General features: G+C 60.9%; 24 protein-coding genes. 7 read left to right on the top strand and 17 right to left on the bottom strand.

What is annotated here, in order from left to right; translation table 11 throughout:
* Positions 1–4: 4 nt before the first annotated feature.
* Genes GTP23_RS03995 through flgB form a run of 3 tightly spaced genes read right to left on the bottom strand, consistent with a single transcriptional unit; the run spans position 5 to position 1,552 of the window.
* The gene (locus GTP23_RS03995) at positions 5–700 is read right to left on the bottom strand and encodes a flagellar hook assembly protein FlgD (RefSeq protein WP_161033956.1); all 696 of its coding nucleotides are present in this window, start codon (positions 698–700) and stop codon (positions 5–7) included.
* A 16-nt stretch (positions 701–716) separates the two neighbouring features.
* Positions 717–1,124 (bottom strand): flagellar basal body rod protein FlgC, encoded by a 408-nt coding sequence (flgC, locus tag GTP23_RS03990; RefSeq protein ID WP_155433254.1) that lies wholly within the window; start codon positions 1,122–1,124, stop codon positions 717–719.
* 2 nt (positions 1,125–1,126) lie between these two features.
* Positions 1,127–1,552 (bottom strand): flagellar basal body rod protein FlgB, encoded by a 426-nt coding sequence (gene flgB, locus GTP23_RS03985; protein ID WP_155433253.1) that lies wholly within the window; start codon positions 1,550–1,552, stop codon positions 1,127–1,129.
* A 209-nt stretch (positions 1,553–1,761) separates the two neighbouring features.
* Here flgB and flgA point away from each other — a divergent pair, with 209 nt between their 5' ends.
* The 3 genes from flgA (at position 1,762) to GTP23_RS03970 (ending at position 3,412) form a co-directional block, all read left to right on the top strand.
* Positions 1,762–2,478, top strand: a complete 717-nt coding sequence (gene flgA / locus GTP23_RS03980) for a flagellar basal body P-ring formation chaperone FlgA (RefSeq protein ID WP_161033955.1) — start codon at positions 1,762–1,764, stop codon at positions 2,476–2,478.
* A 135-nt stretch (positions 2,479–2,613) separates the two neighbouring features.
* Entirely contained in the window at positions 2,614–2,928 is a 315-nt protein-coding gene (gene flgM / locus GTP23_RS03975) for a flagellar biosynthesis anti-sigma factor FlgM (protein ID WP_161033954.1), read from the top strand.
* A 7-nt stretch (positions 2,929–2,935) separates the two neighbouring features.
* Positions 2,936–3,412, top strand: coding sequence for a flagella synthesis protein FlgN (locus tag GTP23_RS03970; RefSeq protein ID WP_161033953.1), 477 nt, complete (start codon positions 2,936–2,938; stop codon positions 3,410–3,412).
* Between the two features lie 140 nt (positions 3,413–3,552).
* Here the strand turns inward: GTP23_RS03970 and motD are convergent, their stop codons facing one another.
* The 10 genes from motD to GTP23_RS03920 form a co-directional block, all read right to left on the bottom strand.
* A complete protein-coding gene (motD, locus tag GTP23_RS03965) occupies positions 3,553–4,326 on the bottom strand; it encodes a flagellar motor protein MotD (RefSeq protein WP_161033952.1) in 774 nt (257 codons plus the stop codon).
* A gap of 1 nt (position 4,327) precedes the next feature.
* Positions 4,328–5,074 (bottom strand): flagellar motor protein, encoded by a 747-nt coding sequence (locus GTP23_RS03960; RefSeq protein ID WP_161033951.1) that lies wholly within the window; start codon positions 5,072–5,074, stop codon positions 4,328–4,330.
* The gene (locus GTP23_RS03955; protein ID WP_155433248.1) at positions 5,056–5,787 is read right to left on the bottom strand and encodes an RNA polymerase sigma factor FliA; all 732 of its coding nucleotides are present in this window, start codon (positions 5,785–5,787) and stop codon (positions 5,056–5,058) included. The genes GTP23_RS03960 and GTP23_RS03955 overlap by 19 nt, the downstream gene beginning before the upstream one ends.
* A 64-nt stretch (positions 5,788–5,851) precedes the next feature.
* Positions 5,852–6,649 carry a MinD/ParA family ATP-binding protein gene (locus GTP23_RS03950; RefSeq protein WP_161033950.1) on the bottom strand — a complete coding sequence of 266 codons (798 nt, stop codon included), beginning with the start codon at positions 6,647–6,649 and terminating at the stop codon, positions 5,852–5,854.
* Positions 6,642–8,033 carry a flagellar biosynthesis GTPase FlhF gene (flhF, locus tag GTP23_RS03945; RefSeq protein WP_161033949.1) on the bottom strand — a complete coding sequence of 464 codons (1,392 nt, stop codon included), beginning with the start codon at positions 8,031–8,033 and terminating at the stop codon, positions 6,642–6,644. Before flhF ends, GTP23_RS03950 begins: the two co-directional genes overlap by 8 nt.
* Positions 8,034–8,182: 149 nt before the next feature.
* Entirely contained in the window at positions 8,183–9,103 is a 921-nt protein-coding gene (locus tag GTP23_RS03940) for an RpnC/YadD family protein (RefSeq protein ID WP_161033948.1), read from the bottom strand.
* A 72-nt stretch (positions 9,104–9,175) separates the two neighbouring features.
* Positions 9,176–11,299, bottom strand: a complete 2,124-nt coding sequence (gene flhA / locus GTP23_RS03935) for a flagellar biosynthesis protein FlhA (RefSeq protein ID WP_161033947.1) — start codon at positions 11,297–11,299, stop codon at positions 9,176–9,178.
* Positions 11,296–12,477, bottom strand: a complete 1,182-nt coding sequence (flhB, locus tag GTP23_RS03930) for a flagellar biosynthesis protein FlhB (protein WP_161033946.1) — start codon at positions 12,475–12,477, stop codon at positions 11,296–11,298. The genes flhA and flhB overlap by 4 nt, the downstream gene beginning before the upstream one ends.
* Positions 12,478–12,616: 139 nt before the next feature.
* Positions 12,617–13,603, bottom strand: a complete 987-nt coding sequence (locus GTP23_RS03925; RefSeq protein WP_161033945.1) for a fumarylacetoacetate hydrolase family protein — start codon at positions 13,601–13,603, stop codon at positions 12,617–12,619.
* Positions 13,600–14,319, bottom strand: a complete 720-nt coding sequence (locus GTP23_RS03920) for a pseudouridine synthase (protein ID WP_161033944.1) — start codon at positions 14,317–14,319, stop codon at positions 13,600–13,602. The genes GTP23_RS03925 and GTP23_RS03920 overlap by 4 nt, the downstream gene beginning before the upstream one ends.
* A gap of 178 nt (positions 14,320–14,497) precedes the next feature.
* Between GTP23_RS03920 and GTP23_RS03915 the strand changes: the two genes are divergently transcribed.
* Positions 14,498–14,752, top strand: a complete 255-nt coding sequence (locus GTP23_RS03915) for a hypothetical protein (RefSeq protein WP_161033943.1) — start codon at positions 14,498–14,500, stop codon at positions 14,750–14,752.
* Positions 14,753–14,931: 179 nt separating this feature from the next.
* On the opposite strand, the gene GTP23_RS03910 is transcribed toward GTP23_RS03915, so the two are convergent.
* Genes GTP23_RS03910 through GTP23_RS03895 form a run of 4 tightly spaced genes read right to left on the bottom strand, consistent with a single transcriptional unit; the run spans position 14,932 to position 18,058 of the window.
* On the bottom strand, positions 14,932–15,963 hold the full coding sequence (locus GTP23_RS03910; protein ID WP_161033942.1) for a S49 family peptidase: 1,032 nt from the start codon (positions 15,961–15,963) through the stop codon (positions 14,932–14,934).
* A 19-nt stretch (positions 15,964–15,982) separates the two neighbouring features.
* Positions 15,983–16,357 (bottom strand): Rieske (2Fe-2S) protein, encoded by a 375-nt coding sequence (locus tag GTP23_RS03905; protein WP_161033941.1) that lies wholly within the window; start codon positions 16,355–16,357, stop codon positions 15,983–15,985.
* Positions 16,354–17,013, bottom strand: a complete 660-nt coding sequence (locus GTP23_RS03900; RefSeq protein WP_161033940.1) for an HAD-IIIA family hydrolase — start codon at positions 17,011–17,013, stop codon at positions 16,354–16,356. Before GTP23_RS03900 ends, GTP23_RS03905 begins: the two co-directional genes overlap by 4 nt.
* Before the next feature lie 46 nt (positions 17,014–17,059).
* The gene (locus GTP23_RS03895) at positions 17,060–18,058 is read right to left on the bottom strand and encodes an RluA family pseudouridine synthase (protein ID WP_161033939.1); all 999 of its coding nucleotides are present in this window, start codon (positions 18,056–18,058) and stop codon (positions 17,060–17,062) included.
* A gap of 693 nt (positions 18,059–18,751) precedes the next feature.
* Here GTP23_RS03895 and GTP23_RS03890 point away from each other — a divergent pair.
* The 3 genes from GTP23_RS03890 (at position 18,752) to GTP23_RS03880 (ending at position 24,294) form a co-directional block, all read left to right on the top strand.
* On the top strand, positions 18,752–21,769 hold the full coding sequence (locus GTP23_RS03890; RefSeq protein ID WP_161033938.1) for an Rne/Rng family ribonuclease: 3,018 nt from the start codon (positions 18,752–18,754) through the stop codon (positions 21,767–21,769).
* Positions 21,770–22,009: 240 nt separating this feature from the next.
* Positions 22,010–23,536: a TolC family protein gene (locus GTP23_RS03885; protein WP_161033937.1), complete on the top strand. Its 1,527-nt coding sequence runs from the start codon at positions 22,010–22,012 to the stop codon at positions 23,534–23,536.
* Entirely contained in the window at positions 23,533–24,294 is a 762-nt protein-coding gene (locus GTP23_RS03880; RefSeq protein WP_161033936.1) for an efflux RND transporter periplasmic adaptor subunit, read from the top strand. The genes GTP23_RS03885 and GTP23_RS03880 overlap by 4 nt, the downstream gene beginning before the upstream one ends.
* The last annotated feature ends 31 nt before the right edge of the window (positions 24,295–24,325 follow it).

Here is a 24,325-nt window from a genome sequence, read left to right as displayed (position 1 = left end):
ATCGTTACAGTACTTCTTTCACTTGGGACATGGTGAACTGTCCCAGTGAAGTATTCAGTTTCACGCCGCCGCTACCGGTCGATACGCTGGCCACGGAGGCCAGTTGCAGGGCAGTAGCATCGCTCAGCGTCTTGCCGCCACTGACGGCCTTGACGGTGAAGGTATAGTTGCCGTCGGCAGCTTTGCCACCGGCATCGGTCTTGCCGTCCCAGGTGATGGGATAGGTGCCCACGTCGGAGCTCTTCAGGCTCAGGGTGCGCACCGTGGCACCGCTACCGTCCTGGATGGAGATCGTCACGCTCTGCGCAGCCGAAGCCAGATCGACCCCGAACACGCTGCTGCTGGTGGTCTTGCCGCTGCTGTCGGTGCTGCTCGACAGTTCGATACCTTTGCCCGCCACCAGCACGCCTTTGCCGATCAGATTGGTTGCCGTCAGCGACTGCGCACTGGCCTGGTCGGTACGCAGCGATTCCAGCGTGGCATTGACCTTGTTTATGCCCGTCACGGTCGACAGCTGGGCCAGCTGGCTGGTCATGGCAGCGTTGTCCATGGGGTTCAAGGGATCCTGATTTTTCAGCTGCGTTACCAGCAGCTTCATGAATTTATCCTGATCGGCTGCCACGCTATCCTTGGCCACCGTGCTGGCAGCACTGGCGACGGTGGAAGTCTTGGGCGTGTCGATTACTCCGCTAATAGTCATGATTGCCTCTTAGGTTTTACTGGCCGATGGTCAGGGTTTTGAGCAGCAGTGTTTTGGCTGCGTTCATGGTTTCGACGTTGGTCTGATAGGAACGCGAGGCCGACAGCATATTCACCATCTCGTCCACCACATTCACGTTAGGCATGGTCACATAGCCTTTTTCGTCCGCCATCGGATGTTTCGGGTCATACATCTGCTTCATGGGCGACTGGTCTTCCACCACCTGCTTGACGCGCACGCCGGTGGAGCTGCCGTCACCAGCCTGCGGGGTGGCTTCGAACACCACCTGGCGGGCACGATAGGCTTCGCCGCTGGCACTGGTGGCACTGTCGGCATTGGCCAGGTTCGAGGCCACCACGTTGAGGCGCTGCGACTGCGCGCTCATGGCCGAACCGGACACATTGAAAATATTAAACAGCGACATAATTAATTACCTCCCTGGATCGCGGCCATCATGTGCTTGATCTGCGCATTGATCATGGTGATGCCGGCTTCGTAGCGCACCGCGTTATCGGTGAACTGGTTGCGCTCCACGTCCATATCCACCGTATTGCCGTCCACCGCACCCTGCACTACGCCGCGGTACAGCAGCGGCGTACCGTCAGCATTGGTACCGGCTGCTTGCAGGGGGTTAGGGAAATGCTTGGCCGCCGTAGTCTTCAGCGTGGCCGGCACATTGCCGCCGCTCTTATCCAGGGCCGTTTGCAGCGCGCTGGTGAAATCGATGTCGCGTGCCTTGTAGTTAGGCGTATCACCATTGGCGATGTTCGAGGCCAGCACAGCCTGGCGCTGCGAGCGCAAGCTCAGTGCCGCTTCGTTAAAGCGCAGATAAGCGTCGAGTTTTCCTAACATGACAGCCTCCAACCTCTCCACATGCCTACTGATGAATGTCCAACCACGGACAAGGTGTAATGACAGGATCGATGATACGCATCAGCAGTGCCGCACCATCGTCCAATAAGGGGGGGCTTTTCCAGCCTATTCATCCATTCAAGTGGGGCGCGGAAGTTTAAGATGGCAGCATCAGAAAGACTCTTTCCGGCTACGGCCGCTGAACTGCCATGAATACTCGTCTCGCCTGCACTCTTAACGCCGCCCTGCTCTGCCTGAGCGCCACGGCGGTCGGCACGGCTGCTGCCCAGAACACCGCGCAGCGCCAGGACCCGGCCACCCTGCGCCGCAGCGTCGAACAGTTTCTGCAAGTGCAGACGGCCGGCCTGCCGGGCCAGGTAACGCTGAGCATAGGCGCCATCGATCCGCGCATGCAGCTGGCCGCCTGTGCCGAGCCGCAAGCCTTCTTCATGGCCGGTGCGCGCGCCTGGGGCAAGACCACGGTGGGTGTGCGCTGCGTAGCGCCTAGCCCATGGACTATCTATGTACAAGCCACGGTGACCGTGATCGGTGACTATGTGGCCAGTGCCGTGCCGCTGGCCCAGGGCCAGAGCATAGACGGCAACCAGCTGGTCACGCTCAAGGGCGACCTGACCATGCTGCCGGCCGGCATCGCCACCGAAGCGGCGCAAGTGATTGGTCGAAGTGCCAATATTTCCTTACCTGCCGGTACGCCGCTGCGGCTCGATACGCTGCGCAGCAAACCGGTGGTGCAGTCGGGCCAGCTGGTGCGCGTGATCACCAGCGGCAATGGTTTCAGTGTGTCTTCCGAAGGCCGTGCCATGAGCACAGCCGGCGATGGACAGGTAGTGCAAGTGCGTACCGCAGGCGGCCAGCAGATCAGTGGCATCGCCAAAGCAGGCGGCATGGTAGAGGTAGCTTTCTAGCGCCAGCGTGCGCAGGAACAGACGTAACGACGGCAGATCTGAAGTTTATACGAGGCAACGCTAAAGTTTCTTAAGACGGTGCCGATAGATACTCAGATCCCGGAGTTTCGTACTCCTACCAGAGAAGGAAATGCTGTGAAAATTAACGATACATTGAAGAGCACCACTGGTTTGCCGTCGGCGACTCCGGCCTCGACCTCGACTGCGCGCGGCGCAGAAAAGGCCGCTGCTCCGGCCACGCCAGCGACGTCAGACAATGTGCGCCTGTCGCCACAAGGGCAGGCATTGGCGGCCAGTTCGACCGGCAGCAGCAGCGCAGTGTTCGACACTAAAAAAGTCGAACGCATCAAGCTCGCAATTGCTGACGGCCAGTTCCAGGTCAATTCAGAAAAAGTAGCAGATGGCTTACTCGACACCGTCAAGGATCTGCTGCACTCACGTAAACGATAGGTCCATCATGGCAACCGCTACCCCGCTGAACAGCCTGCGCGAAGAACAACAGATTATGTCCACGCTGGTGGATGTGCTCAAGCAGGAGCAGCAATTACTGGTAGCGGCGGAGATGGAAGGCATGCCGGCCATCACCACCAAGAAGAACACGCTGGTCACGCAGATGACCATGCTGTCGGCCCAGCGCCACCGGGCTTTGGGCCGGGCCGGTTATCCGGCCGAAGAAGCCGGCATGGATGCCTGGGTGGCCGCCAGCGGCGCCGACGCCCGCGAAGCCGCCACACTGTGGCGAGCCCTGTTACAGCATACGCGCGAAGCCAAAGAGCTGAACCGCATCAACGGCATGCTGATCAACAAGCAGATGAACCATACCCAGGCTGCCCTGCAAGCCTTGCGCCCTGCCCATGCGGCACCGAATAATTTCTACGGTCCCGGCGGCATGTCCACCACCCTGCCACGCAGCCGCGGTTTCCTGGCCGGCTAACAGTCTTCCAATGCGTCTGCTGCCCTCCGGCGGCAGCAGGCACAGCACACGAAAAAAATGGCGACACCGCATCTCTGCGCTGTCGCCATTGCTGTCTTTGCGGCTTATTTTCCGGCTTATTTTCCGGCTTACTTTGCCGCTTACTGATTCGGCAGGCCGGTAGGAATTTCCGTGACGGTTTCCGGTATGCCGGACAGGATGGTCACGGCCACGCGGCGATTGCGCGCGCGCCCGATAGGATCATCATTGGAGGCCACCGGTACATTCGAGCTATAGCCTACCGCCGTCAGGCGTTCCGCCCCCACGCCGGCATCGACGAACAGCCGCACCACGCTGCTGGCGCGCACGGCCGACAGTTCCCAGTTGGACGGGAAGAGCGCATTGCGGATAGGCTGGTTATCGGTATGCCCTTCCACCTGCACATTGTGACTATCGCTACGCAGCAGCGACGCGACGGCGCGCAGTGCTTCCGTGGACTCCGCGGTCAGGCGCGCATCACCGGGATCGAACAGTACCGAGGCATTGATTTCCACGCTGACGCCACGGCTGTTCTGCGTCACCCTGACCTTGCCTTCCTTGACCAGCGGCGCCAGCGTGGACAGCAGGTCCTGTGCCAGCTTGGTCATGTGTTCCTTTTCCTTGCGCACGGCATCGGCGTGGCGCTTGATGGCCACATTCGGCAGCGGCAGGCTGGGCACTTCCGTGTTGATCAGCTGGGCCGAACCGGCGCCGCCGAAAGCATCGCCGAGCGCGTCGGAAAACACCCGGTACTTGCCGATATTGACCGAGGAGATCGCATACATCACCACGAAGAAAGCGAACAGCAGGGTGATGAAGTCGGCATACGAGATCAGCCAGCGCTCGTGGTTTTCCGGTTCGTCGTCGAACTTTCTGCGGGCGCGCCGGTTCTGCATGCTAGCGCCCCCGCATCAGCGTGGCCACCCGTTCGTCGATCACGCGGGTATGGTCGCCGGTGGCGATGTCGTAGAACACGGCCGCAGCAATCTCCTGCTGGAACACGGCTTGCGTGACCACGGCCTTGAGCTTGTTGGCAATCGGGTAGAACAGCAGATTGGCCAGCCCCACGCCATACACGGTGGAGACGAAGGCCACGGCGATACCGGCGCCCAGTTTGTTCGGATCGGTGAGGTTTTCCATCACGTGGATCAGGCCCAGCACGGCGCCCAGAATACCGATGGTGGGCGAATAGCCGGCTGCCGATTCCCAGATGCGCACAGCCAGCCGCTCTTCCGTTTCGTACACGGTGATTTCGGCGTCCAGAATCTGGCGCAGCTTGTCGGGATTGATGCCGTCGACGATCAGGCGCAGGCCCTTGGTAATGAACGGGTCTTTCGAGGACAGCATGTAACGTTCGAGCGACAGCAGGCCATCGCGCCGCGCCGACAGGCTCCAGGCATTGATCTCGCGCGCCAGTGCCAGCCGGGTGTCCGGCGGTGGCGCGAACACCAGCTTGAGCATGCGCAGGCCGCGCTTGAAGCTGGCAAAACGGCTTTGCAGCAGCACGGCACCGACCGTGCCCACCACCACGATGGCGAAGGCCGCCGGCTGGAACAGCGAGGCCAGCTTGCCGCCTTCCAGCGACTGGCCGATGATGATGCCGGCCAGCGCCAGCAGCACCCCGGCTACGCTGGCCCAGTCCATGACCGCTCCCGCAGCGAAGCACGCAGACGTGCCACTGCTTGCGTATGCAATTGCGATACGCGTGATTCCGACACGCCCATCACGGCGCCGATTTCTTTCAAGTTGAGCTCCTCTTCATAGTACAGCCCCATCAGAATCTTTTCGCGCGGCGGCAGTGCATCGATGGCGTCGATCACGGCCTGGCGGAAGTCGCCGTCCAGCAGTGCGCGCAGCGGATCGCTTTCTTCATCCGAGCAATAGCGGTCGAGGAAGCTATCGTTGCCATCGTCGTCGTGAAAATCTTCGTAGTAGACCAGCTGGTGGCCGCCGCCATCGGACAGCATTTCCTGATAGTCGGCCAGCGACAGCTTGAGCATTTTCGCCACCTCCGATTCGGTCGGCGGGTGGCCCAGACGCTGCTGCAGCGTGCTCATGGCCGCTTCGATCTTGCGCATGTTCTGGCGCATGGAACGGGGCAGCCAGTCGCTATTGCGCAGCTCGTCCAGCATGGCGCCGCGGATGCGCAGCACGGCATAGGTTTCGAACTGGGCGCCATGGCTATCTTCGTACCGGCTGATGGCGTCCAGCAGACCGATCATACCGGCCTGCACCAGATCGTCGACTTCGACGCTGGGGGGCAGTTTCGCCTTCATGTGATGGGCCAAGCGCTTGACCAACGGCATATGCTCCGTCAGTAAAGAATTCTTGTCCGCTTTCCCTTTAACCGTGTACATAAACTATTTTTATCGTCATTGAGTACGTGTCTGCAACCGTACTAGTTCACTCGTCGTGCCGGACCTAGCGCCAGGCCGGGCTTGCCGCCATGGCAAACCGTCCGGCCAGCTGGCGGAACGCCACGGAAGCACCGGCCAGCGGAAACGCATCGACCACGGCACGCCCCAAGCGTGCTGCGCGTTGCAGGTATTCATCCGCCGGGACCGAGCCCATGGAAATCAGGTTGACTGCCAGATAACGGCTAGCAGCCTGTGCCATGTTATCGTATACCACCTTTGCTTCCGCTTCGGAAGCCCCGGTGACCAGAATTCCGAACGGACGACGGCCCAGTTCCTGATTCAGACGCTTGATCATACTGTATGCGGCCGTGATCGAGGCAGCACTTTTTCCCACTTGCACCACAATTTCCGAGCTATCCATGACGGGCAGCGGGAAGCCGTGGGCATCGAATTCGCCATCGACGATCACGATGCCCGTCTGTTTCACCAGTACGTCGAAGGCTTTGGCCAGACGGCGCGTCTCGTCCGGGCCGCTGCGTGGCTGGCCGCGCGTCATCGACGCGACAGCAAAACCCTGCGGTACCTGATGGATAACCTGATCGAGCGCACATTCCTGCCGTGCCACGTTGAGCAGGCTGGCGCCGCTATCGACGCCCAGACGGCTGGCCACGCCATGGGCGCTGGCGCAGGCATCCATCAGCAGCACGTCGTTGCCGGCACGGGCCAGCGAAGCACCGAGATTGACCAGCATGGCGGCTTTGTCGTCCGCTGGCGAAGCAGACAGGAAGGTAACGATACGGGGCTTGGGCCCCGCCAGCATGCGGCGCAGGCCTTCGGCCTGATCGAAATCGAAATTAGCCAAGGTGCACCTCGCGCAGTGCGGAATCGCTGGTGCCGGCGCCCATTACCAGCGGCAGCTCGGCATCGAGGAACTGGCTGGCGGCCGCATCGCGCTTGAGTTTGAAAGCACGGTCGATCAGATAAGCCGGATCAGCCAGATGCAGGTCTTCCGGCACGCGCTGGCCGTTCGACACATAGAACAGGTTGAGCTTCTGGCGGATCACCACGTCCAGCACATTGCCGATGGCAGCCGCTTCGTCCAGTTTAGTCATGATGCAGCCGGCCAGACCGCTGCCCTGGTAGGCGCGCACCACTTCGTTCAGGGTTTCCTGGGTGGCCGTGGCGTTCAGGCACAGCAGGCGTTTGACGTTGGCACCGGCGCCTTGCAGCATCGATACCTGCTCCGTCACCATCTGGTCGCGCTGGCTCACACCGACGGTATCGATCAGCACGGTGTGCTTGTTTTTCAGTTCTTTCAGGGCGATGCGCAGGTCGGCTTCGTCTTTCACCGAATGCACCATCACGCCCAGGATTTTGCCGTAGATGCGCAGCTGTTCGTGCGCACCGATACGGTAGGCATCGGTGGTGATCAGGGCCAGCTTGTCCGGGCCGTGGCGCATCACGCAGCGGGCGGCCAGCTTGGCCGTGCTGGTGGTCTTGCCGACGCCGGTAGGACCGACCAGCGCGAACACACCGCCCTGATCGAGCAGTGCATCTTCGTTGGACATCACCGACAGATTGCGGCTCAGTACCGATTTAATCCAGCGCATGCTATCGGCCGCATCGCGGTTGGCTGGCAGTTTTTCTATCAGGTAGCGGGCCAGGCTGGCCGAGAAGCCGGCGGCGAGCATTTCGCGCAGTACGGCAGTTTTCTGTGGTTCGCGCGACTGGGTGGCACCCCACGAGATTTCCGCCAGCTGGGTTTCCATCATGCCGCGCATGGCGCGGATTTCATTCATCATGCCCATCATTTCGGCAGCGGCCGATTCCTTGGCGCTGGCTACAGCGGCAGCCACCATGGCGTTGATCTGGTCGGCGCTCATGGCTGCAGCAGCGGGGGCAGCAGCCGGTGCACTAGCGTAGGCTGGCGCAGCAGCGGCAACAGGTGCTGCAGGGCGGCGTGGTGCGGCGGCAGGAGCACGCGGTGCTGGTGCGGCAGCGCGTGGCGCTTCGGCGCGTGCTACCGGTGCAGCGCTAGGCAGGTCCAGCATCGGTGGCGGTTCGGCCATAGGCGAATGGGGAGCCGGCATGGCCAGCGAGGCGGCGTCTTCGTTCGCCAGCGCGAGGATCTCGATTTCACCGTCGGCCTGACGGTTGGACAGGATGACGGCATCCGGGCCCAAGGCTTCGCGCACTTTGCGCAGCGCTTCACGGGAGGTCGGGGCGGTAAATTTTTTGACGTTCATGGCCGGCTCTCTGCATTCTGGGGCGAGTAGCGTCTTCTGGGTGAGACGACTTTTCCTCGTACAGTGCCATTATTGACGATGCACTCCGGAAACGATCCGATGAACAAGAGGACAATTCGGCCGTATTTCCCCTATGCAGCCCCAGCCGCCTATTCCGCGGCAAATACCTGTTCCAGCCGCTCGGCAAAAACAAAGTTGCGCGCCCAGCGCCGTAACTGGGCAGATTCTGCCGTCGCTACACGGTTGCGTACGGCCTCAGGCAAAGTACCGAAACGCAACTCCAGTATGTCCAGCAACTGCGCGGCCTGTCCTTGCTGTAAGCCTTGCTCCAGACCGTAACGCTCGAGAGAAGATAGGTATGCCATGTCGGTACCCTCCCTTATCAGATGTATGCCACGCCGCACCCGGCTTTCCAGGCTGGCTGGCAGCCGCAGCAGCCAGTCTATGGTGCGATACAGATCGATGATACGCTGCCTATCCCAGTCGCGCTGCAACAGTAGCTTGGTCAGATGCCATTTCGCATGGCGCCGCTGAAACGCATCGCGCCGCGTCCGGCGCGCATGCAGATGGGCCAGCGTGACCAGCGCAAACGGATTCGGATCGCTGCACAACCGCTCCATGTGCGCCTCGAAATCGCGCAGCTTCACCACCGGAAAATCCAGCTGCAAGCGGCTATCCAGTACCTGATAGCCAAAGTGCGCGGGACGCCAGCGCCAGCTATCATCCAGCAGCAAAGCCATACTGGCCACCGGCTGGCGATAGCGGTCATACACCCGATAATGGTAGATGAACATGCGCTCGGCAAAGGCAGCGTCACGCCAGCCCTGTAGTTCCACATGCAGCAGCAAGCTCTGCTCGGCACCGTCGGCTCGGGCTACGCGGACCAGTTTATCCAGCATCCGTCTACCCGACGCCGCACCAACTGTAAGGGCGGCCAGTTCCTGATCAAGGAAGCTGAACGGCCGCGTCCAGTCGATGGCGGCATGGGCACGCGGAAAATAGAAGGCCATAAAGTCCGGCAGATAGTGGACCAGCACTTCCTTCCAAGGGCTATCATAGTCATCGTCCATGCAGGCAGTCTAGGCTGCCTGCATGGCCTGTACTGCGACTGGCGCAATAGCGTGCCAGTCACATGCTGCTGATTAGGCGGGCTGCTGACCTACCAGCGCGGTCACACGTATGGTTTTCGATTCCGGCACTTCGGCATGCGACAGCACTTTCAGCTGCGGCAGCGAACGGCGCAGGAAGCGCGACAGCAGCGCCCGCAGCGGGCCAGGCACCAGCAGTACCGGCGTCAGCCCCAGCGCTTCCTGCTGGGCCGTAGCCTGCTGGGCTTGCTGGGCGATGGTATCGGCCAGCCCCGGTTCGATGCCGGCACCATCCGGACCGCTGGCGGCCAGCGCCTGCATCAGCAAGCGTTCCAGCCGGTTATCCAGCGTCATCACCGACAATTCGTTAGCACCGGGGAACAGCTGCTGCACGATGGCACGACCCAGTGCAATCCGCACCAGCGCCGTCAGGTCGTTCGGATCCTGCGTATTGCCGGCATGCTCGGCCAGCGTTTCGATAATCGAACGCATATCGCGGATATGCACGCCTTCCACCAGCAGATTCTGCAGCACTTTCTGCAGCGTCGACAGCGACACCGTTTTCGGCACCAGATCTTCCACCAGCTTGGGCGCATCCTTGCCCAGATGGTCGAGCAGCGCCTGCACTTCAGCACGGCCCAGCAGCTCGGAAGCGTGAGTAGTAATCAGATGGTTCAGGTGGGTGGCCACCACGGTGCCCGCATCAACCACCGTATAGCCCATGCTCTGGGCCTGATCGCGCAGGCTGGCATCGATCCACGTAGCGGGCAGGCCGAAGGCCGGATCGCTGGTGGCCATGCCGGGCAAGGTGCCGCTGGCCATGCCGGGATTAATCGCCAGGAACTGGCCGTTATAGGCTTCGCCCGTACCCACTTCCACCCCTTTGAGCGCGATACGGTAGGCCGAAGGCTTGAGTTCCAGATTGTCGCGGATGTGCACAGGTGGCGCGAGGAAGCCCACTTCCTGGGCAAACTTCTTGCGGATGCCTTTGATGCGCTTGAGCAGCTCGCCACCCTGCGTCTTGTCAACCAGCGGAATCAGGCGGTAGCCCACTTCCAGCCCCAGCGTATCGACCGGCATGATGTCCTGCCAGCTGGCTTCTTCCTGCTCGGGCGCCGTGGCCGGTGCCGCCGCAGCTGCTTCGGCCGCCGCCACCTCTTCCGCCTTGGTGGATTCTTCCTTGCGCGTCAGCAGATAGGCCGAACCGCCCAGTACAGCGGCCAGCAGCAGGAACACCAGATTCGGCATACCCGGAATCAGGCCCATGCCGCCGATGATGGCGGCCGTGATATACAGCACCTGCGGCTTGGCAAACAGCTGGCCTACCACCTGGGTACCGATATCCTGCTCGCTGGCCACGCGCGACACCACGATACCGGCTGCCGTCGAAATCACCAGCGATGGAATCTGTGCCACCAGACCGTCACCGATGGCCAGCAGAGTGTAGTTCTTGATCGCGTCGGCGAACAGCATATCGTGCTGCAGCAAGCCCACCAGCAGGCCGCCCACCACGTTAATCACCGTCACCAGAATACCGGCCACGGCATCGCCGCGTACATATTTACTGGCACCGTCCATGGCGCCGTAGAATTCGGCTTCCTGCGCCACTTCGCTACGGCGCTTGCGCGCTTCCGCTTCGCCGATCAGGCCGGCATTCAGGTCGGCGTCGATCGCCATCTGCTTACCGGGCATCGCGTCCAGTGCGAAACGGGCGCCCACCTCGGCAATACGGCCCGCACCTTTGGTGACCACGGTGAAGTTGATGATGGTCAGAATAATGAACACCACGATACCGACCGTGTAGTTACCGCCGATCAGGAAGTGGCCGAATGCTTCGATCACCTTACCGGCCGCATCGGCACCGGTATGGCCCTGGGTCAGCACCACGCGGGTCGAGGCCACGTTCAGCGACAGACGCAACATGGTCGATACCAGCAGGATGGTCGGGAAAGCCATGAAATCCAGCGGCTTGACCGTGTACAGACTGGTCAGCAGCACGATTACGGACAGGGCGATGTTAAAGCTGAACAGCAAATCCAGTATGAAGGCCGGCAGAGGCAGCACCATCATGCCCAGCATCATGATGATCAGGATAGGCGCGGCCAGACTGCTCTTGTTACGGCTATTGGCCAGGCCTTGCAACCATGGCGGCAGTTTGATGTTGCTCAGGGCGTTCATACAGGTGCTCCGTTATTCGTATCAGTTTGCTGCTTGAGCGTGCTCACGTGCAGAGGGTCCAGCTCTGGCGGCACCTCGAGTTTCTTCGGTACTTCAGGACGGTTGCCATTGCCTTTGCTGAACAGACGCAATTGGAACACATAGGCCAGCACTTCGGCCACTGCCGCGTACAAGGCTTCCGGAATTTCGTCGCCGATTTCCGTATGCTTGAACAGCGCACGGGCCAGTGGCGGCGCTTCCAGCATGGTCACTTTGTGCTCGCGTGCGATCTCGCGGATCTTGGCCGCCACTTCGTCCGTACCCTTGGCCACCACGCGCGGCGCACCGCGCATGCCGTCGTCGTACTTCAGCGCTACCGCATAGTGAGTCGGGTTGGTGACCACCACATCGGCGGTCGGCACATCGGCCATCATGCGGCGTTTGGCCATCTCGCGCTGCAGCTGGCGAATCTTGGCCTTGATCTGGGGATTGCCGTCCGACTCCTTGGATTCCTGGATCAGTTCCTGACGGGTCATCTTCAGCTTGTTGGCGTAATGCCACATCTGGTAAGGACCATCGATGGCGGCGATAAAGCCGAGCGCACCGACGATGAACAAAAAGCTGCTGGCCAGCATATGCAGCAGATGGGCGGTGCCCAGTTTGAGCGGCTCGACGGCCAGCCCGATCACGGCATCTTTCTGCTTCATCACCACCAGCCAGGCCACCAGCCCGACCACCAGCGCCTTGGCCACGGCCTTGAACAGCTCCACCAGCGCATTGGTGGAGAACATATTGCCGATACCGTTGATGGGATTGAGTTTGCCGAAATTCGGCATCACGGCCTTGCCGGTGAACAGCCAGCCGCCCACCAGCAGGGGCGACACCAGCGCTACGATCATCACGGCCACGCCCAGCGGCAGACAGGCCAGCAGCACGCGCACCAGATCGACCAGGATGCGGTTGATCAGCACATCGGCATCGAACACTTGCTCCGGTGTCAGGGCCAGCCCCGACACCAGCGCCGAACTGAGCTGACGGATCAGCCCTTCACCCGTCATCCACAGACCGGCACCGGCTGCCATCAGCACGGTAAACGTCGCCACTTCCCGGCTTCGGGGAACGTCGCCTTCCTCACGCGCCTGCTCGAGGCGCTTCTGTGACGCGGGTTCGGTCTTTTCGGCGTCGCTATCTTCTGCCATGGTGCCTGCCTGCTGCGGGGGTCGGGGTTAAGGGAACTCTGTTGATCGTGCCATTATCCCGCTCGCGCGCGCCGGCCCATCAGCCGAATACGGCGGGTTTTCCCGCCTTACTCGGTATTTCCTATTGGAAATTTAACTTTCAAACACCTGCCTGGGTGACTTTCTGGTCTATGGCACCGAAGATGGACTTGCCATCACTATCGAACATTTCGATACGGATGGTGTCACCAAACGCCATGAACGGCGTGCTAGCCACGCCATCAGCGATCATCTCCACGCAACGCTGCTCGGCGATACAGGAATAGCCGCGCTTGCCATCAGTATTGGACACCGTGCCCGAACCGATGATGGACCCGGCGCGCACATTGCGCGATTTGGCCAGATGGGCGAGCAGTTGCGGGAAGTTGAACACCATATCGACCCCGGCCTGTGGCTTGCCGACCAGCTTGCCGTTCCAGGTGGAATGCAGCGGCAGGTGGACTTTGCCGCCTTTCCACGCATCGCCCAATTCGTCCGGCGTTACGGCCACGGGCGAAAAACTCGTGGCCGGCTTGGACTGGACGAAACCGAAGCCCTTGGCCAGCTCTTCCGGAATCAGATTGCGCAGCGAGACGTCGTTGACCAGCATCAGCAGGCGGATGCGCTGGTGCGCCTGATCAGGCGTCGCGCCCATGGGCACATCGTCCGTGATGACGGCCACTTCGGCTTCGAAATCGATGCCCCATTCTTCGTGGAAGAGGGCGATGTCGTCGCAGGGTCCGATGAAATCATCGCTGCCGCCCTGATACATGAGCGGGTCTTCCCAGAACGCTGCAGGCAGTTCTGCCCCGCGCGCCTTGCGCACCAGCTCCACATGGTGCACATAGGCCGAACCGTCGGCCCATTGGAACGCCCGAGGCAGCGGCGCCATGCAGCGCGCCGGCTCGAACGCAAACGTGCGGCGGCCCCGGCCCTGATTCAGTTCCTGATAGATGGCATCGAGCTGGGGTGCAATAAAGCTCCAGTCGTCCAGCGCCCGCTGCAGCGTGCGTGCCACGCCATCGGCCAGCTGCGCCGTCTTCAGGTCGCGCGACACCACCATCAGCTGGCCATCGCGCGTGCCGTCGTTCAGGGTGGCCAGTTTCATGCGCTAGGCACCAGCAAAGCCAGTTGCTCCGGCGTCAGATAGCACCACTCGCCCTCTTCCAGCGCCAGCGCATCCAGCGTCAGGCCGCCGATGGCCGAACGGTGCAGCGCGCTGCAATGGTTGCCGGCTGCAGCCAGCATGCGTTTGACCTGATGGTATTTGCCCTGCTCGAGCACGATTTCCAGCTGATGCTCGCCGCGCTGCACGCAATGCTGGGCCGCCAGTGGCGCCGGTTCGTCATGCAATTGCACGCCGGATTTCAGCTGCTCTATCAGTTCAGGCGTTACCGGCTCTGCCGTCGTGGCCTGATAGATTTTTGGAACATGGCGCTTCGGCGACGATTGTGCATGGATAAATGGGCCATCGTCGGACATCAGCAGCATGCCGGTCGTATCGTGGTCAAGCCGGCCTACTGGCTGCAGTTCGCGCCAGCTGAACTGCTCGGGCAGCAGCGTCAGCACGCCGGGATGGTGGCTGGGCTTGCGCGAACATTCGAAATTGGCAGGTTTATACAGCGCGATATACAGATGTTCGCGGTAGGCCCATTCTTCTTCGAAGATGGTGAGGACCAGTCCATCCGTTGCTATGGTTTCTTTGTAATTGTCGTGCACCACGCCGGCGATACTGACTTCGCCATCGTCGATCAGCGAACGGCAGTATTTACGGGTGCCAAAACCCTGCGATTGCAGGATGCGGTCTAGGGATAGTTTGCTCATAGGCCGATTTTACAGGATGGTGCAGGACGGGGGAAAGCCAGTGATATCTGCTTGAAAGCAATGTCCTAGACAAAGCTGTTGGTTGACGCACATCAAATCGAGCACCGTTTCACTTGCTAGACTGAAACCCGATTAGGAATCCGCCTAATCGACTAGGAATGTGCCAGAGAGAACTGTTATGTCTAAGCTTACTAAACTTCCAGCACTAAGTGCCTTAGCGGCAGCCAGCCACCGCACCGAGCTCCTGATCATGCAGTGCCGCTACGCCCTGCAAAATGACGACGTGCCTGTCGCCGCCAACCAGCTATGGCACGCGCAGCGGCAGGTGGATTTTCTTGCATGGTTAGATAAGGGGGGCTTTACGCAAACTGACAGACCCAAAGAAAACAGCGGCATTGCACCGCTGTCTTCAACCCCGGCAGGGGCTGTATGAGGAATCGCAATTCACTCGAGGCTGCATCCACGATGCAGTGTAGTAGTTCCGTCTGTCTGATCAAGATTGTGGTGAAAACAAAATAAACTGTTTATATCGCCCCCCTTGGAAAGAACTACAGCTTCACTATAGCTCATCACATCGGGGATGCAAGCGAGATTTTCACCAATACTCACGATTCAGCGCAGGGCCGGCTGTACCCGCTCCAGACTGGCTTTCATGGCGCCAGCGCCTAGCGCCGCGCCAAATTTTTTCAGCACCCGCTCCGGCAAGCCTTCATGCTGGGTGTAATCGATGATGTCTTCCGCCTTGATCACATCGCGCGCCACGCTATCGACAGTGCCGAAAGCATCGGCCAGCCCCATGTCGATGGACTTTGCCCCCGTCCAGAACAGGCCGGAGAACATTTCCGGGCTTTCCTTCAGACGTTTGCCGCGCCCTTCGCGCACCACCTGGATGAACTGTTGGTGGATTTCATTGAGCATGGACTGGGCATATTGCTTGTGCTTGTCGGAAAGCGGGCTGAACGGATCCATAAAGCCCTTGTTCTCGCCCGCCGTCAGCAGGCGGCGCTCCACTCCCACCTTGTCCATGATGCCGGAGAAGCCGAAGCCATCCATCAGCACGCCAATGGAACCGACGATGCTGGCCTTGTTGACATAGATGCGGTCGGCACCGGCGGCAATGTAGTAGCAGCCCGAGGCACAAATTTCGTCCACCACCACGTACAGCGGCTTGCCCGGATAGCCTTTGCGCAGACGGTGCATTTCATCAACGATCATGCCGGCCTGCACGGGGCTACCGCCCGGGCTATTGATGTGCATCACCACCGCCACCGAGCCACTGTCGGAAAAAGCCTTGTTCAGCGCGGGGATCACCACTGCCGCCGAGCCGCTGCCTTCCGATTCGATGGCACCTTCGATCTCGATCAGCGCCGTATGCCGCCCCAGCGCTTCGCCGTCGGAGCCGGTCCAGCCCAGATCAAGGTAGGCACTGAGCGCCACTACCACCAGCACCACGGTAATGGCTTTGAAGAAGATGCCCCAGCGGCGAGCCGCTTTCTGCTCGTTCAAGGCAGCAAACACCAGTTTTTCCAGCACTTCGCGCTCCCATGGCGCCGCCGCCACCGGCGCACTGGCGGCGGGCGAGTTGACGGACTTTTCGGCGCCGTTGGGCTGGTTTTCGGGGTTTTCGCTGGTGTTATCGCTCATATTTATCTTTTAACTACATTCAGGCGCGGGCCGGACGCACATAGTCGTCAGGCTGCCAGTACAGTTGCTGATCGCGTTCGACCACTGCGATAGGCCGCAGCCGGCCACCTTTGCAAGGGCCGCCGGCACAATGGCCGCTTTCCGGCACATACACGGCGCCGTGGGTGGAGCACATCAGATACAGGCCGCTGGACTCGAAGAACTCGCCTTCGGCCCAGTCCAGTTCTATCGGTACATGGGCGCAGCGATTCAGATAAGCATACGCCTGTCCGCCATAGCGCACGACAAAGCCGGTGGCATCATCGCCGCCAGCCGTTACGGGAAAACGTACGCCTTTACCGCCTTCGAGCACGGTGTCGGCCGCGCAGATCAGGATTTCTTCGTTCGCCATCATGCGTACTCGCTCAACCATTGGTGCAGTTCGGCCACCGTGGCAGCCGAGTACAAGGGATTACAGGCCGCCAGCTGATCGACCGGATGAGCACCATATTGCACAGCAATCCCCTGCGCACCGGCGTTATTGGCCATCAGCAAGTCATGGGTGGTATCCCCTATCATCACCGTACGGCGCATATCCTGCCCTAACTCCCGCGTTAATTCCTGCAACATGGCAGGATGGGGCTTGGAAAATGTTTCATCAGCGCAACGGGTGGCATCGAACAGGGACAGCACTTTGACATCGTTCATGGCGCGGTTCAGCCCTACCCGGCTCTTGCCCGTGGCCACGGCAAGGAAATAGCCATTCTGCGACAGTTCCGTCAGCATGTCGTGGACGCCGGGGAACAGCGCCAGTTCATGGTCGCGCGACAGGAAATGGTAGCGGTAACGCTCCACCATGCGCGGATAGTAGGCCGGATCCACCTCGGGCAGCACCGCCTGCATGGCTTCATGCAGGCCGAGACCGATCACGTGGGCCGCCACGTCGTCGCGCGGAATCGGCAAGGACAGGTCGCGCGCGGCCGCCTGTATGCATTTCACGATAGTTGAGGTGGAATCCATCAGGGTTCCATCCCAATCGAAGACGATTAAATCAAATTGCTTTCTTGCCATGTAATCCGGCCGCCCCCCTAGGGGCGACTCCTCAAGATATTTACGATTAGTTAACTGGTTTCCCTAAGCTTAACAAGAATCGCTCACATTCGGGCGCTAAAGGCGCTTTCAGGGTCATGATTTTGCCCGACTCCGGATGGGTAAACGTAATCTGGTAGGCGTGCAGAAACATGCGTTTCAGCGCGCCACGCTCGTCGGTGGCCTTCTGCAAGGCCTTGTTCAGGGCGAAATCACCGTATTTATCGTCACCTAATATAGGAAAGCCGGAGGCCGAGGTGTGCACACGGATCTGGTGGGTACGCCCCGTTTTCAGTTCCGCTTCCAGCAGGGCATAGTCCTTGAACTTCTTCAGCAAGGTAAATACCGTGTGCGAAGGCTGACCGTCGGCCTGCACGGCCACACGCCGTTCGCCGTCGGCCGTACTATATTTATGCAGCGCCAGTTTGACGTGCTGGCGGGCATTCTTCCAGTCGCCGGCCACCATGGTCAGATAACGCTTGTCCGTATGGCCGTCGCGCATCTGCTCATGCAGGCTGGTCAGGGCCGAACGTTTCTTTGCTAACAACAATAAACCGGACGTATCGCGGTCCAGCCGGTGCACCAGTTCCAGAAACTTGGCTTCCGGACGGGCTGCGCGCAACTGCTCGATCACGCCGAACGATACGCCGGAGCCGCCGTGCACGGCCACGCCGGCCGGTTTATCGATCACCAGCAGGTGGGCATCTTCGAAAATGACGCTGAATTCGGCCGCCGGCACATGGCTGTTTTCAGCCTTCTCGGCGATGCGGATAGGCGGTATCCGCACCATATCCCCCGCCACCAGCCGGTAAAGCTGGTCGATCCGGCCCTTATTGACCCGTACTTCGCCCGAACGCAGGATGCGGTAGACGTGGCTTTTCGGCACGCCCTTGCAGACGCGCAATAAATAATTGTCAATACGCTGGCCCGCTTCTTCTTCCGTGATGGTCACAAACTGTGCTTGCAGCGAATTTTGCGGGCGCTCTTGTGGTGTTGAAGGCGGGGAAACATCTTTTTGTTGCCTCATTTGCTCTGTCTTCCCAGAAATCTCTCTAAGTCCTTCATTTTGAATATATAATCGTTTCGCTGCAGTTCACACTGCGGAAAGTGTAAGAATAAAAGCACATTTTACACAGGGGCGTCTCCACTGGCCTCGCCTAATTGCAAATTCAGAGGAAAAAAATGTATACGCACCGCCCTTGCCGGGCTCAGGGTTGCACCGCAGTTGTAATCGGAGACAGGCAGGGACGTAGAATTAAAGTGATAGCTTTGTAAGGATAAAGTCCGGGCAGATGGATCAAGGGTCCAGCTGTCCGGTTGATGAAGTAGATAACGCTTGCCGTCTTTGCCAGACCCCGGTCTTTGCTGCACGTACGACGCAGGGTTGCCATCAGCGACCTTAGCAGTCTGTGGCGTGCAGTATGCGAGCCCGGCCAGGATCTGGCCCAACCGAGGCTGTTCACCGCCCGCGATTCTCTGCCGTCCGTCGGGGCCGCATGGATGAGTTGCTGGTGATGCGAACACAGCGGCATGACGATCGGCTTCATGCGCCCAGTTGCGGCCGCGTAGTGCTCCCCGAGGGGTGCGCTGCGACTACGCACAGGATGGGCATACCCACCGCCATCACTCCCGTTCTCGCGTATATCCCTGTACCACGTCATCTGGCCGCCCTGCGGCTAGCTGGCACAGAGATGACCTTAGGGTCGCGGAGTTTATAAAAATGAAACGCATGTTGTTTAATGCTACGCAGCAAGAGGAGCTGCGCGTAGCCATCGTCGACGGTCAGAAACTGATCGATATCGACATCGAAACGGCGGGCCGCGAACAGCGCAAGTCGAATATCTACAAAGGCGTGATCACCCGCATCGAACCGTCGCTCGAAGCCTGCTTCGTCAGCTACGGTGAAGATCGCCACGGTTTCCTGCCATTCAAAGAAGTTGCACGCACTTATTTCCGTGAAGGCATAGACGTACGCAACGCGACCATCAAGGAAGCGCTGCGCGAAGGCCAGGAAATCATGGTGCAGGTGGAGAAGGAAGAGCGCGGCAACAAAGGCGCTGCCCTGACCTCCTTCGTTTCGCTGGCGGGCCGCTATCTGGTGCTGATGCCGAACAACCCGCGCGGTGGTGGCGTTTCGCGCCGTGTCGAAGGTGAAGAGCGTCAGGAACTGCGCGAAACCATGGACAAGCTGGACCTGCCACCAGGCATGTCCGTGATCGCCCGCACCGCCGGCATCGGCCGCAATGTCGATGAACTGCAGTGGGACTTGAACTACCTGATGCAACTCTGGCGCGCGATCGAAGGCGCCGGCAAGTCGGCTCCGGGCGCATTCCTGATCTATCAGGAATCGTCGCTGGTGATCCGCGCGATTCGCGATTACTTCCAGCCTGATATCGGCGAGATCCTGATCGATACCGACGAGATCTACGAGCAGGCGCACCAGTTCATGAGCCACGTGATGCCCGACATGGTGCACCGTGTAAAACGCTACAGCGACGACGTACCGCTGTTCTCGCGTTTCCAGATCGAACACCAGATCGAAACGGCCTACTCGCGTACCGTACCGCTGCCATCGGGCGGCGCCATCGTGATCGACCACACCGAAGCGCTGGTTTCTGTCGACGTCAACTCGGCCCGCGCCACCCGCGGTTCGGACATCGAAACCACGGCCTTCAACACCAACTGCGAAGCGGCCGAAGAGGTTGCCCGTCAGCTGCGTCTGCGTGACCTGGGCGGCCTGATCGTGATCGACTTCATCGACATGGAAGTGGCCAAGAACCAGCGTGAAGTGGAACAGCGTCTGAAAGATGCGCTGCACCACGACCGTGCCCGCGTACAGATGGGCAAGATTTCCCGCTTCGGCCTGATGGAACTGTCGCGCCAGCGTCTGCGCCCTTCCCTGTCCGAAGGTTCGCATGTGACCTGCCCGCGCTGCTCCGGCACCGGCCACATCCGCGATACCGAATCGTCCGCCCTGCAAGTGCTGCGGATTATTCAGGAAGAAGCGATGAAGGAAAACTCGGCCACCATCCACGTGCAAGTGCCGGTGGACGTTGCCGCCTTCCTGCTCAACGAAAAACGCGGCGAAGTGCTGAAGATCGAAACGCGTCATCGCATCACCATCATTCTGGTGCCGAACAAGCATCTGGAAACCCCGCACTACAAGCTGGAACGCATCAAGCACGACGATCCGCGCCTGGAAGACCATCAGGCCAGCTACAACCTGGCCGAGCAGGCAGAAACCGACATGGCCTACAGCAAGCGCCAGAAGGAAGAAGCCAAGCCGCGTCAGGAAGCCGTCGTCAAAACCATTACGCCGGATCAGCCGGCGCCTATGGTGGAACGCAATAAAGCCAGCGAAACCGTCATCAAGCCTGTGCCAGCACCGGCTCCGACCGCACCGAAGAAAGGCTTCTTCGCCCGTCTGTTCAGCTTCCTGAGCCCAGAGCCGGCACCTGCCGCTCTGCCACAGCAGCCGACCATCGTGGTGAAAACCCCTGCCGGTGACCGTGGCGAGCGCAACGGTCGTGGCGCACGTGGCCGTAACCGTAGCGGCAAAGCTGGCCGCGGCGAGCGTGAGGAACGCGAAGCCGGTGCCGCCCGTCCGGGCAGCGAAGAAGGCAAAGGCGAAAGCAATGGCCGCCCAGCCCGTCCACCACGTCCACCGCGCGAACCACGCGAACCCCGTGAAGGCCAGAACGGCGAAGCAGCAGCACCACGCGAGCGCGCTCCACGCCCACCGCGTGAACCTCGTGGCGAGAAAGCCAGCCAGGAAGCCAAAGCGGAAGAACTGGTACTCAATCCAGCCGCCGCGCTGAACGGTCCGGCCACGGACGCCGCCACCACCATCCTGAAAGCTGCACCGCAGAATGGTCCGGAAGGTGAAGAAAACGAGGCTGCCGATGGCGAAGAGCCACGCCGCCGCCGCCGTCGTGGTGGCCGCAACCGTAACCGCCGCGAGCGCGATGGCGCCGAAGGTCAGGAAGCCCTTGCTGGCGAACAGGGCGAACAGGGTACGCTGAAGTTCACCGTGGCACCGGCTGATACGGCCGAAGCACCTGTAGCTGCTGTCAGCGAAGCCGCTGCCGCCGCGCCAGCTGTAGTGGAAGCCGCAGTGGAAGCCGTTGCCGCCGCACCAGTCGCCGCTGAAGTAGCTGCACCGGTTGCTGCTGCCGCCGTGGAAGCCGCTGCCCCTGCACCTGTAGCAGTTGCAGAAGCGCCTGTTGCAGCGCCAGCGCCAGCGCCGGCGCCTAGCCCGGCTGCCGAGGCTGCGCCAGTTGCCGCTGAAGTTGCTGCTCCGGCAGTCGAAGCGGTAGCTGTGGCAGAAGCTGCACCTGTCGTCGCTGAAGTCGCTGCTGCACCAGTCGCTGCGCCAGTGGCCGAGGTTGCCGCTGCGCCGGTAGTGGAAGTTGCCGCAGCGGTTGCTGCTGAACCAGTGGTAGAAGCCGCACCGGCAGTTGCCAGCCCTGAAGTCGCTGCTGCGCCAGTGCCTGCCGAAGCAGTCGTCGTGGCACCGGCACCAGTCGCTGCACCTGCGCCTGCAGCTGCTCCGGCCACGGATCTGAATTCACTGCTGAGCTCCGCCGGTCTGACGCTGGCGGCCACTGATCCTGCCAAGCTGCGTGCTGCACAGGAAGCGGCGGCTGCCATCGTGGCGCCAGTACGCAAGCCACGCGAGCGCAAACCACTGCCCCCGCAGTCGGATGAGCCGCTGATCCAGGTCGATACCCGCCGCTAATCTGGCCGGCAGTCTCGCCACCAAAAAAGGGAAGCCACTGGCTTCCCTTTTTTTATTTCCGCGCAAATCGCTTCCTTCCGCGGCGCCGCAGCAACCCGCCTACCGCGCCTGCCGCTTGCGCTGGCTCAAACTAGCTGCAAAGCCCCCAAAAAACAGTCCAAATTGCGGATACCCGTTTCCTTTAGTTAAGAATAAGATGAACATTTTATCAATCATTCTTAACTACCAAGAGATGTCTTGATGCGTTCCAGCCAACTTTCCGTTCTTGCTCCCCTGTCCCTGGGTCTGTTTCTGCTCACAGGTTGCTCCACGCTCAAGGTAGAACAATCCCAGCTCACACTGCCCGAAGTACGCAGCACACTGGAACGGGACAAAGCCCATCTCGCCCGTGACGTCGAGCCGCTAACGGGCGTGTTGACGCTGGATGGCGCCATTGCCCGCGCCATCAAGTACAACGCCGACCGCCGTCTGCGCGCCATGGAAGAAGCCGTAGCCCAGGGCACGCTGGATCTCGGCCAGTTCGACCTACTCCCCAAGGTAATCGCTTCAGCCGGCTACCGCGACCGCAACAACGATCTGATCACCCGTAGCACGGATTCCGTCACTGGCACCCCATCGCTGGCCCACCCCTATATTTCGTCCAGCCGTCAGTCAGTCACCAGCGAAGTGGGGATTTCCTGGAGCCTGCTGGACTTCGGCCAGAGCTATTACGCCGCACGCCAGAATGCCGACCGCGTACTGATCGCCGCCGAACGCCATCGCAAAGCCCTCAACAATCTGGTGCAGGACGTACGCTCGGCCTACTGGCGCGTCGTCGCCGCACAAAAACTGCTGCCTCAGCTGCGCCAGACCATCAGCGACTCGGAGACCGCCCTCGCCGATGCGCGCAAGGCCGAAGACGACCGCATCCGTTCACCGCTGGAACCGCTGCGCTACCAGCGCCAGCTGCTGGAGAACCTGCGCCTGCTCGAAGCCATAGAGCAGGAGCTGTCGACCAGCAAAATTGAACTGGCCACGCTGACCAGCCTGCCACTGACGACGGACTACAGCGTGCAGGAGCCCGCCGCCGAAGTCGGCACCGCCTGGCTGCAGCAGCCGGTCGAACGGCTGGAAGAATATGCACTGCTGCGCAACCCGGACCTGCGCGAAGGCATGTACAACGCCCGCATCGCCCAGCAGGAAACCCGCCGCGCGCTGCTGAAAATCTTCCCTGGCCTGTCGTTCAACTATGGCGTCAAGCACAGCAATGACGATTATCTGATCCACCAGAACTGGAACGAAGCTGGCGCACAGATTTCCTTCAACCTGCTCGGCCTGCTGTCTGCTCCGGCGCAGATGCGGCTGGCCGAAGCCGGCGTAGCGCTGGCCGAACAGCGCCGCATGGCTACCCAGATGGCCGTACTGAGCCAGCTGCACGTGGCCCGCCTGCAGTATGCCAACGCCGCACGCCAGTACACCCGTGCCGATGCCATCGCAGCCGTCGACACCCGTCTGGCGCAGCACATCAGTAATCAGGCCGAGGCGCAGAAACAGTCGGCACTAGACCGCGTCTCGCAGCAGAGCGCCGCCGTGCTGTCCCAGCTGCGCCGCTATCAGGCGATCTCCAACGCCCAGGCCGCAGCTTCGCGTCTGCAGGCAACGCTGGGCATGGAAGCGGCAATTACCGCTGCATCCGGCATGCCGCTGGACCAGCTGACGGCAGCCGTCAGCCAGTCGCTCAACCGCTGGAATCAGGGCCAATTGCCGGCCATCGAGGGCCGCCCATGAAGCGGGTATGCACTGGCCTGGGCATCCTGCTGGCAAGCGTGACCTGGCAGACCAGCGCTGTCACCCTGGCACCAGCCGGCGCCGCACTGGAAAGCCGCGAAATCCGCGCCCAGCTGGCGCCGCGCCGCTATACCACGCTGGCGGCCGAGATCGGCGCCAAGATCAACCGCCTGCCCGTGGCCGAAGGTGCCGCCTTTAAGCAGGGACAATTGCTGGTGCAGTTCGACTGCGCGCTGCAACAGGCCCAGCTCGCCAAGGCCGAGGCCGCGCTGATGGCGGCCGATACCAACTGGAAGGGCAACCAGAAGCTGGCCCAGCTCAATTCCGTGGGCCAGGTCGAGCTCGACATGTCCAAGGCGGAAACGCTCAAGGCACAGGCCGAAGTAAGCGCCAACCGCACGCTGCTGGGTAAATGCCAGATCACGGCACCATTTGCCGGCCGCGTGGCCGAACAGAAGGCGCGCGAACAGCAATATGTCCAGCCCGGTCAGGCGCTGGTAGAAATCATTGATGACAGCGCACTGGAACTCGAATTTATCGTGCCGTCACGCTGGCTGAGCTGGCTGCGCAGCGGCACTGCCTTCCAGGTCAGCATCGATGAAACCGGCAAGACCTATCCGGCCAAAGTCCAGCGCATCGGTGCACGCGTCGATCCCGTCAGCCAGTCAGTCAAGCTGACGGCAGTGGTCGATGGCCGCTACAGCGAGCTGATCGCCGGCATGAGCGGCAAGGTTCTGATGACGCCGCCCCAGAAGTAACTTGACAGCGAATGCCCATGCCGCAGCGTGC

This window comes from Duganella fentianensis (assembly GCF_009857835.1).
GTDB classification, from domain to species: domain Bacteria; phylum Pseudomonadota; class Gammaproteobacteria; order Burkholderiales; family Burkholderiaceae_D; genus Rugamonas; species Rugamonas fentianensis.
Note: the sequence above shows the minus strand (reverse complement) of the source record. Positions and strands in the feature narration are given on the sequence as shown.

Coding starts and splice junctions, on each gene's coding strand:
- GTP23_RS03995 (WP_161033956.1), bottom strand. CDS start 700: ATGACTATTAGCGGAGTAATCGACACGCCCAAGACTTCCACCGTCGCC.
- flhA (WP_161033947.1), bottom strand. CDS start 11,299: ATGAACGCCCTGAGCAACATCAAACTGCCGCCATGGTTGCAAGGCCTG.
- GTP23_RS03915 (WP_161033943.1), top strand. CDS start 14,498: ATGTCTAAGCTTACTAAACTTCCAGCACTAAGTGCCTTAGCGGCAGCC.
- GTP23_RS03885 (WP_161033937.1), top strand. CDS start 22,010: ATGCGTTCCAGCCAACTTTCCGTTCTTGCTCCCCTGTCCCTGGGTCTG.
- GTP23_RS03960 (WP_161033951.1), bottom strand. CDS start 5,074: ATGGACTGGGCCAGCGTAGCCGGGGTGCTGCTGGCGCTGGCCGGCATC.
- flgC (WP_155433254.1), bottom strand. CDS start 1,124: ATGTCGCTGTTTAATATTTTCAATGTGTCCGGTTCGGCCATGAGCGCG.
- GTP23_RS03880 (WP_161033936.1), top strand. CDS start 23,533: ATGAAGCGGGTATGCACTGGCCTGGGCATCCTGCTGGCAAGCGTGACC.
- GTP23_RS03900 (WP_161033940.1), bottom strand. CDS start 17,013: ATGGCAAGAAAGCAATTTGATTTAATCGTCTTCGATTGGGATGGAACC.
- GTP23_RS03905 (WP_161033941.1), bottom strand. CDS start 16,357: ATGATGGCGAACGAAGAAATCCTGATCTGCGCGGCCGACACCGTGCTC.
- flhB (WP_161033946.1), bottom strand. CDS start 12,477: ATGGCAGAAGATAGCGACGCCGAAAAGACCGAACCCGCGTCACAGAAG.
- GTP23_RS03890 (WP_161033938.1), top strand. CDS start 18,752: ATGAAACGCATGTTGTTTAATGCTACGCAGCAAGAGGAGCTGCGCGTA.
- GTP23_RS03970 (WP_161033953.1), top strand. CDS start 2,936: ATGGCAACCGCTACCCCGCTGAACAGCCTGCGCGAAGAACAACAGATT.
- flgA (WP_161033955.1), top strand. CDS start 1,762: ATGAATACTCGTCTCGCCTGCACTCTTAACGCCGCCCTGCTCTGCCTG.
- GTP23_RS03910 (WP_161033942.1), bottom strand. CDS start 15,963: ATGAGCGATAACACCAGCGAAAACCCCGAAAACCAGCCCAACGGCGCC.
- flhF (WP_161033949.1), bottom strand. CDS start 8,033: ATGAACGTCAAAAAATTTACCGCCCCGACCTCCCGTGAAGCGCTGCGC.
- GTP23_RS03955 (WP_155433248.1), bottom strand. CDS start 5,787: ATGTACACGGTTAAAGGGAAAGCGGACAAGAATTCTTTACTGACGGAG.
- motD (WP_161033952.1), bottom strand. CDS start 4,326: ATGCAGAACCGGCGCGCCCGCAGAAAGTTCGACGACGAACCGGAAAAC.
- GTP23_RS03920 (WP_161033944.1), bottom strand. CDS start 14,319: ATGAGCAAACTATCCCTAGACCGCATCCTGCAATCGCAGGGTTTTGGC.
- GTP23_RS03925 (WP_161033945.1), bottom strand. CDS start 13,603: ATGAAACTGGCCACCCTGAACGACGGCACGCGCGATGGCCAGCTGATG.
- flgB (WP_155433253.1), bottom strand. CDS start 1,552: ATGTTAGGAAAACTCGACGCTTATCTGCGCTTTAACGAAGCGGCACTG.
- GTP23_RS03895 (WP_161033939.1), bottom strand. CDS start 18,058: ATGAGGCAACAAAAAGATGTTTCCCCGCCTTCAACACCACAAGAGCGC.
- GTP23_RS03940 (WP_161033948.1), bottom strand. CDS start 9,103: ATGGACGATGACTATGATAGCCCTTGGAAGGAAGTGCTGGTCCACTAT.